Annotated in this window: 6 protein-coding genes, 2 tRNA genes and 3 rRNA genes; 6 read left to right on the plus strand and 5 right to left on the minus strand. The window is 45.9% G+C overall.

Translation table 11 applies throughout. The features are described from left to right. Window positions 1-321: 321 nt before the first annotated feature. From leuA to AC6R16_RS07535, 6 genes are all read left to right on the plus strand, one after another. Entirely contained in the window at window positions 322-1,869 is a 1,548-nt protein-coding gene (leuA, locus tag AC6R16_RS07510) for a 2-isopropylmalate synthase (protein ID WP_004743519.1), read from the plus strand. A gap of 69 nt (window positions 1,870-1,938) precedes the next feature. Next, window positions 1,939-3,030 (plus strand): 3-isopropylmalate dehydrogenase, encoded by a 1,092-nt coding sequence (gene leuB, locus AC6R16_RS07515; RefSeq protein ID WP_500674020.1) that lies wholly within the window; start codon window positions 1,939-1,941, stop codon window positions 3,028-3,030. A 71-nt stretch (window positions 3,031-3,101) separates the two neighbouring features. Further along, entirely contained in the window at window positions 3,102-4,502 is a 1,401-nt protein-coding gene (leuC, locus tag AC6R16_RS07520; RefSeq protein WP_500674021.1) for a 3-isopropylmalate dehydratase large subunit, read from the plus strand. Window positions 4,503-4,513: 11 nt separating this feature from the next. After that, complete coding sequence (gene leuD, locus AC6R16_RS07525) at window positions 4,514-5,116, plus strand: 3-isopropylmalate dehydratase small subunit (protein WP_004743516.1); 603 nt, start codon at window positions 4,514-4,516, stop codon at window positions 5,114-5,116. 287 nt (window positions 5,117-5,403) lie between these two features. Beyond that, a complete protein-coding gene (locus AC6R16_RS07530; protein WP_500674022.1) occupies window positions 5,404-6,186 on the plus strand; it encodes a DUF547 domain-containing protein in 783 nt (260 codons plus the stop codon). Window positions 6,187-6,225: 39 nt separating this feature from the next. Beyond that, window positions 6,226-6,429, plus strand: a complete 204-nt coding sequence (locus tag AC6R16_RS07535) for a hypothetical protein (RefSeq protein WP_500674023.1) — start codon at window positions 6,226-6,228, stop codon at window positions 6,427-6,429. Window positions 6,430-6,529: 100 nt separating this feature from the next. Here the strand turns inward: AC6R16_RS07535 and AC6R16_RS07540 are convergent. The 5 genes from AC6R16_RS07540 to AC6R16_RS07560 all read right to left on the minus strand — a co-directional run. Further along, window positions 6,530-6,606 (minus strand) — tRNA-Asp (locus tag AC6R16_RS07540). 70 nt (window positions 6,607-6,676) lie between these two features. Beyond that, window positions 6,677-6,792: ribosomal RNA gene (rrf, locus tag AC6R16_RS07545) — 5S ribosomal RNA — on the minus strand. A 56-nt stretch (window positions 6,793-6,848) separates the two neighbouring features. After that, a tRNA-Thr gene (locus tag AC6R16_RS07550) sits at window positions 6,849-6,924 on the minus strand. 65 nt (window positions 6,925-6,989) lie between these two features. Further along, window positions 6,990-7,105, minus strand: a 5S ribosomal RNA gene (gene rrf, locus AC6R16_RS07555). Window positions 7,106-7,195: 90 nt separating this feature from the next. Next, window positions 7,196-7,481 (minus strand): 23S ribosomal RNA (locus tag AC6R16_RS07560); the annotation flags it as partial.

The raw sequence follows: 7,481 nt of genomic DNA on the forward strand, positions 1-7,481 counted from the left end.
TGATCTGACTTGAATAAAAAAACAACTTTAGGGTTGACGTTGACTCTTGAGTGCGGTACTAATTTGTTAACTTAAATTTGTGGATTATTTAACGCCCTTAAAGGAACCGTTAACAATGATGAACCGTTTTTCTATCCTGCTGAGCCTCCTCCTTATCGTGACACAATCGCGCGGGTAGGCTGTGGAAGAAAAATAACCACACAGAATTACACAAAACCCGCACTTAGATGCGGGTTTTTTTATACCTAGTTTTTTATTGCTAAGTAACGGAAGTAAACGATTAACAGATGTGAGAAACATCGAATCACTAAGGAAGCAAACATGAACGATCAAGTCATTATTTTCGACACCACTTTACGTGATGGCGAACAAGCGTTGTCAGCAAGCTTGACGGTTAAAGAAAAACTGCAAATTGCCTACGCACTAGAAAGGCTCGGCGTTGATGTGATTGAAGCAGGTTTTCCTGTTTCATCGCCTGGTGATTTTGAATCTGTCCAAACCATTGCGCGCAACATCAAAAACAGCCGAATCTGTGGTCTTTCGCGTGCCGTTGCGAAAGATATTGATGCCGCAGCTGAAGCGCTAAAAGTTGCCGAGCAATTCCGTATCCATACCTTTATTTCAACGTCCACAGTTCATGTCCAAGACAAGCTTCGCCGCAGCTACGATGACGTGGTTGAGATGGGCGTTAAAGCAGTTAAACACGCTCGTAAATACACCGATGACGTAGAGTTTTCTTGTGAAGATGCGGGTCGTACGCCAATCGACAATTTGTGTCGTATGGTTGAAGCTGCCATTGACGCTGGCGCAAACACTATCAATATCCCTGATACTGTTGGCTACACAGTCCCTAACGAATTTGGCGGTATCATCCAAACTCTATTTAACCGCGTACCGAACATCGACAAAGCGATCATCTCAGTACACTGTCATGATGACTTAGGTATGTCTGTTGCTAACTCAATTGCCGCAGTACAAGCAGGTGCGCGACAAATCGAAGGAACAATTAACGGAATCGGTGAACGTGCAGGTAACTGTTCGTTGGAAGAAATCGCGATGATCATCAAGACTCGCCAAGAGCTATTGGGTGTTCATACCGGCCTTAAACATGATGAGATCCATCGTACCAGTAAGTTGGTCAGTCAACTTTGTAATATGCCGATTCAGGACAACAAGGCTATCGTAGGTGCTAACGCATTCAGCCACTCTTCGGGGATTCACCAAGACGGCATGCTAAAGAACAAAAACACCTACGAAATCATGACGCCTGAGTCTATCGGCCTTAAGAACCAAGCACTAAACCTAACCAGTCGTAGTGGTCGCGCAGCAGTGAAAAGCCATATGGATACCATGGGCTACAAAGAAGATGAGTACAACCTAGACGCATTGTATGAAGACTTCTTGAAGCTAGCTGATCGCAAGGGCCAAGTTTTCGATTACGATTTAGAAGCCTTGATGCATTTCTCAAATCTTCGCGAAGAAGATGATTTCTACAAATTGAACTACCTAAGCGTTCAGTCAGGTAGTGTCATGGCGACAACAAGTATCAAACTTCAGTGCGGTGATGAAGAGCAATCCGAAGCTGCTGTAGGTAATGGTCCGGTCGATGCGCTTTACCAATGTATCTATCGAGTAACCGGATATGATATTGTGCTAGATAAGTTTGATTTGACGGCAAAAGGGGAAGGTGAAGACGGTCTAGGTCAAGCCGATATCATCGCCAACTATAAAGGTCGCAAGTACCATGGTACGGGTGTTTCAACCGATATTGTTGAAGCATCGGGACAAGCGCTACTGCACGTAATCAATAGCATCCATCGTGCAGATAAGATTGCTGAAATCAAACAGAAAAAAATCGAAACCGTATAGATTTAAAAGACTCCAGGGACGCGAGTCGTCCCTTGAGCTTAAAAGAAATAAAAATACTCAAGGACTAACATGACAGACAAAACTTACAAAATTGCCGTTTTACCAGGAGATGGCATTGGCCCAGAAGTAATGGCTCAGGCACATAAAGTACTGGATGCGATCGAGAAGAAGCATGCTATCGAATTTGCTCGTGATGAACACGACGTTGGCGGCATCGCGATTGATAATCATGGCTGCCCATTACCAGAATCGACAGTGAAAGCATGTGAAGAATCTGATGCGGTACTTTTTGGCTCTGTAGGCGGACCTAAATGGGAACACCTGCCACCAAACGATCAACCTGAGCGTGGTGCCCTACTTCCGCTACGTAAGCACTTCCAACTGTTTTGTAATCTACGTCCTGCTCAAATCCACCAAGGCCTAGAAGCTTTCTCACCTCTACGCGCAGATATCTCTGGTAACGGTTTTGATATTGTCGTGGTTCGTGAACTGACTGGCGGTATCTACTTCGGTCAGCCAAAAGGCCGTGAAGGTGAAGGTCCAAACGAGAAAGCGTTCGATACTGAGGTCTACCATCGTTTTGAGATTGAGCGCATTGCTAAGATAGCATTCGAATCAGCGCGTTTACGTCGCAAGAAAGTGTGCTCTATCGATAAAGCGAACGTACTTCAGAGCTCGATTCTATGGCGTGAAGTGGTTGAAGAGATCGCAAAAGATTACCCAGATGTTGAGCTTTCACACATGTACATCGACAACGCAACTATGCAGCTAATCAAAGATCCTGCACAGTTCGACGTGATGTTATGTTCAAACATTTTCGGCGATATCATCTCTGACGAGTGTGCCATGATCACTGGCTCTATGGGCATGTTGCCTTCAGCATCGCTAAACGAAAGTAAATTCGGTCTCTACGAACCAGCAGGCGGTAGTGCTCCAGACATCGCAGGCAAGAACATTGCAAACCCTGTAGCACAGATCCTATCAGCAGCTCTAATGTTGCGTTACAGCTTAGGTGAAGAAGCTGCTGCGCAAGACATTGAAGCAGCAGTGTCTAAAGCTCTATCAGCAGGCGAGCTAACCGGTGACCTATCAGGTGACAAACCAGCACTATCGACCTCAGAAATGGGCGATAAGATTGCAGAGTACATTTTGCACTCTTAATTTAAGCAGACAGATAATAATTATTCGCTCCTGATAAGCCGTTGTCAGGAGCTATACACAGGATAGTGATAATGGGTAAAACATTATACGAAAAAGTCTACGACGCACACGTTGCCGTAGCTGCCGAGGGTGAAAACCCAATTTTATACATCGACCGCCACTTGGTTCATGAAGTCACCTCTCCACAGGCGTTCGATGGCTTGCGTGAAAAAGGTCGTCAGGTTCGCCAAGTCAGCAAGACGTTTGCAACCATGGACCACAACGTTTCAACGCAAACTAAAGACATCAATGCATCCGGTGAGATGGCACGTATCCAGATGGAAACGCTATCGAAAAACTGTGAAGAGTTTGGTGTCACCCTTTACGACATCAACCACAAATACCAAGGTATTGTGCATGTTATGGGCCCTGAGCTAGGTATCACTCTACCAGGCATGACGATTGTTTGTGGTGACTCACACACAGCGACTCACGGTGCATTTGGTTCACTCGCATTCGGTATCGGTACATCAGAAGTTGAGCACGTTCTAGCAACTCAAACGCTAAAACAAGCACGTGCAAAAACCATGAAGATCGAAGTAAAAGGCAAGGTAGCGCCGGGCATTACAGCAAAAGATATCGTCCTAGCCATCATCGGTGAAACGACCGCAGCAGGGGGCACTGGCTACGTAGTTGAGTTCTGTGGTGAAGCGATCACTGATCTAACGATGGAAGGCCGTATGACAGTGTGTAACATGGCCATCGAGCTAGGTGCTAAAGCAGGTCTAATCGCGCCAGATCAAACCACATTCGAATACATCAAAGGCCGCAAATTCGCGCCTAAAGGTCAAGACCTAGAAGCAGCAATTGAATACTGGTCGTCTCTAAAAACTGACGATGACGCGCAGTTTGACGCAGTCGTCACGCTAAACGCAGCGGATATAAAACCTCAAGTCACTTGGGGAACAAACCCAGGTCAAGTCATCGCGGTAGATGAGCCAATTCCAGCGCCAGAAAGCTTCGCAGATCCTGTAGAAAAAGCATCGGCAGAAAAAGCGCTGGCTTACATGGGTCTAGAAGCAGGCAAAGCACTATCTGACTACAAGGTAGACAAAGTTTTCGTAGGCTCTTGTACTAACTCTCGTATCGAAGACATGCGCGCTGCGGCTGAAGTAGCCAAAGGTCGTAAGGTAGCCGATAACGTTCAAGCACTTATCGTTCCAGGCTCTGAGCAAGTAAAAGCACAAGCTGAAGCAGAAGGCTTAGATGTAATCTTTAAAGACGCAGGTTTTGAATGGCGTCTGCCGGGTTGCTCTATGTGTCTAGCAATGAACAATGACCGCTTAGGTCCGCACGAGCGCTGTGCGTCTACTTCAAACCGTAACTTTGAAGGTCGCCAAGGCCGTGATGGTCGTACCCACCTAGTGAGCCCTGCGATGGCAGCGGCAGCAGCAATTGCTGGTCACTTTGTCGATATTCGTGAACTAGACTAAGGAGCAAACACATGTCAGGTTTTAAACAACACACAGGCTTAGTTGTTCCTCTAGATGCAGCGAACGTTGATACCGATGCAATCATTCCTAAGCAGTTCTTACAAAAGGTATCCCGTCTAGGCTTTGGTAAGCACCTATTCCATGATTGGCGCTTCCTTGATGATGCGGGTGAACAGCCAAACCCAGAGTTTGTAATGAACGCTCCTCGCTACCAAGGGGCTTCTATTCTGCTAGCTCGTGAAAACTTTGGTTGTGGTTCATCACGTGAACACGCACCATGGGCACTAGCGGATTACGGTATCAAAGCGATGATCGCGCCAAGCTTTGCTGATATTTTTTACGGTAACTCGATCAACAACCAGATGGTTCCGGTTCGTCTAACCGAGCAAGAAGTCGATGAAATTTTCCAGTTCGTCGAAGCAAACGAAGGCGCAGAAGTTGAGGTCGACCTAGAAGCGAACCTAGTTCGTGCAAACGGTAAAGAGTACTCGTTTGAAATTGATGAGTTCCGTCGCCACTGTCTACTAAACGGTTTAGACAATATTGGCCTGACTCTTCAGCACGAAGACAAAATTGCCGCTTATGAAGCCAACATTCCAAGCTTCCTGAAATAAGCAAAGTGAACACTGTGATAAACAAAAGGTTGGCCTCGGCTAACCTTTTTTATTGGGCGCTGAAACAAACTTGCTTTTCGCTAGGTCTAGTAGTTATACCAATCGCATTAATTAGATGTTCAGAAAATTGCGTAGGGAAAACCGCTTAGAACAAGGCAAAGATTGCAGCTAGCTAGTTGTTCTACCTACAAAATCTTTAACGCAGTTATCAGCGGTTTTAACAAGCAAGAATGATCAGATAATTGGTGTGATTGGTATCAAAACACTTTTACAAAGGACTTAACCTGATGATGCGTATTATTACTTTGCTACTGACTCTTATCTCTTTTCATTCACTTGCCGCACCAAAATCAGAGCTTTGGTCTTTTTGGCAGCAATCAAATCAAAGTAATACCACCGCGATTTCTCATCAGGACTGGCAGTCTTTTCTAGATAGCTACTTAGTCAAAGATGGAGACAATACCCTAGTAAAATACGGCTCTGTCTCATCTCAAGATAAGCAAAAGTTAAATTATTATATCGCGACACTAGCTGCTATCGATCCTAGAGAGCACTCCTCAAGTGAACAGTACGCCTATTGGGTCAATCTTTATAATGCGATTACGGTCGACTTGATCCTTGATGACTACCCAGTCAAGTCAATCACTAAGCTAGGTGGACTATTTAGTTTTGGTCCATGGGGTGATGAAGTGGTTACAGTCGCCGGTGAGAAGCTCACTCTCAACGATATTGAGCACCGCATCCTTCGGCCGATTTGGAATGACCCTCGCACTCACTATGCGGTGAACTGCGCCAGCCTAGGTTGTCCAAACCTACAAACCCAAGCTTTTACTGCTGATAATACCGAGCGGCTCTTAGAGCAAGCGGCTAAAGAGTTTATTAACAGTGACAAAGGTGTTCTTCGACTAAAAGGGAAGACTCAGCTTTCTTCAATTTACGATTGGTTTGCAGAAGACTTTGGTAACAAACAAGAGTTGATCCAACACCTAGCTAAATACCGCCCGGAGTTAGCAAATCTCAGCGGTAAGTTTAGCTACGAGTACGATTGGGATTTGAATGTGAAGGAATAGCGGGAAAAGGATTAGGGATACGGGGACGGGATTCGCCCTATGGAAAACTGGAAAACTGGAAAACTGGAAAACTGGAAAACTGGAAAACTGGAAAACTGGAAAACTGGAAAACTGGAAAACTGGAAAACTGGAAAACTGGAAAACTGGAAAACTGGAGGATTGTGTCTTCTAGGAGACAAGTTTTGTCAACACCTTCTAAACCATTGGCTCTATCAACTTAGCATCAACATCCACCTCTCGTAGGGCGAAGCCCGATCCCGATTCTAGAGGACGAAGTCCGTTCCAGCTCTCCTATACGCAGATACAAAAAGACCTCAGCATTTCTGCTGAGGTCTGGAATAAGTGGCGGAGCGGACGGGACTCGAACCCGCGACCCCCGGCGTGACAGGCCGGTATTCTAACCAACTGAACTACCGCTCCGCACTGGTTAGACTCTTAAGTCTAAGTTTTTTGCCTTTAGATTTTTCTAAAATCTAAAAACAGAAAGGGAGCCTGGCGATGTCCTACTCTCACATGGGGAAGCCCCACACTACCATCGGCGCTAATTCGTTTCACTTCTGAGTTCGGCATGGAATCAGGTGGGTCCAAATCGCTATGGTCGCCAAGTAAAATTCTTTACGTTTTGCTTTAGACTCTTAAAGAAGCATAAAACAAACAGTAAATGGTGCTGATACCCAGACTCGAACTGGGGACCTCATCCTTACCAAGGATGCGCTCTACCACCTGAGCTATATCAGCATCAAGATGTCCCTTTAGGACTAAAAAAGCCCGTTTTTGCAAACGGGCTCTTTTATAGATTTAAAGCCTGGCGATGTCCTACTCTCACATGGGGAAGCCCCACACTACCATCGGCGCTAATTCGTTTCACTTCTGAGTTCGGCATGGAATCAGGTGGGTCCAAATCGCTATGGTCGCCAAGCAAATTCTTAATTCGGAAAGCTGTTATTGTGTTCTCTACACATTCAATTCTGTTCTTGCTTTGAGTCCATCAAAACCCTTTGGGTGTTGTATGGTTAAGCCTCACGGGCAATTAGTACAGGTTAGCTCAACGCCTCACAACGCTTACACACCCTGCCTATCAACGTTCTAGTCTCGAACAACCCTTTAGGACCCTCAAGGGGTCAGGGAAGACTCATCTCAGGGCTCGCTTCCCGCTTAGATGCTTTCAGCGGTTATCGATTCCGAACTTAGCTACCGGGCAATGCGTCTGGCGACACAACCCGAACACCAGAGGTTCGTCCACTCCGGTCCTCTCGTACTAGGAGCAGCCCCCTTCAATCTTCCAACGCCCACGG

Source organism: Vibrio sp. R10-SG3-ISO10, assembly GCF_059834185.1.

Coding starts and splice junctions, on each gene's coding strand:
- leuD (WP_004743516.1), top strand. CDS start 4,514: ATGTCAGGTTTTAAACAACACACAGGCTTAGTTGTTCCTCTAGATGCA.
- leuC (WP_500674021.1), top strand. CDS start 3,102: ATGGGTAAAACATTATACGAAAAAGTCTACGACGCACACGTTGCCGTA.
- AC6R16_RS07530 (WP_500674022.1), top strand. CDS start 5,404: ATGATGCGTATTATTACTTTGCTACTGACTCTTATCTCTTTTCATTCA.
- leuA (WP_004743519.1), top strand. CDS start 322: ATGAACGATCAAGTCATTATTTTCGACACCACTTTACGTGATGGCGAA.
- leuB (WP_500674020.1), top strand. CDS start 1,939: ATGACAGACAAAACTTACAAAATTGCCGTTTTACCAGGAGATGGCATT.
- AC6R16_RS07535 (WP_500674023.1), top strand. CDS start 6,226: ATGGAAAACTGGAAAACTGGAAAACTGGAAAACTGGAAAACTGGAAAA.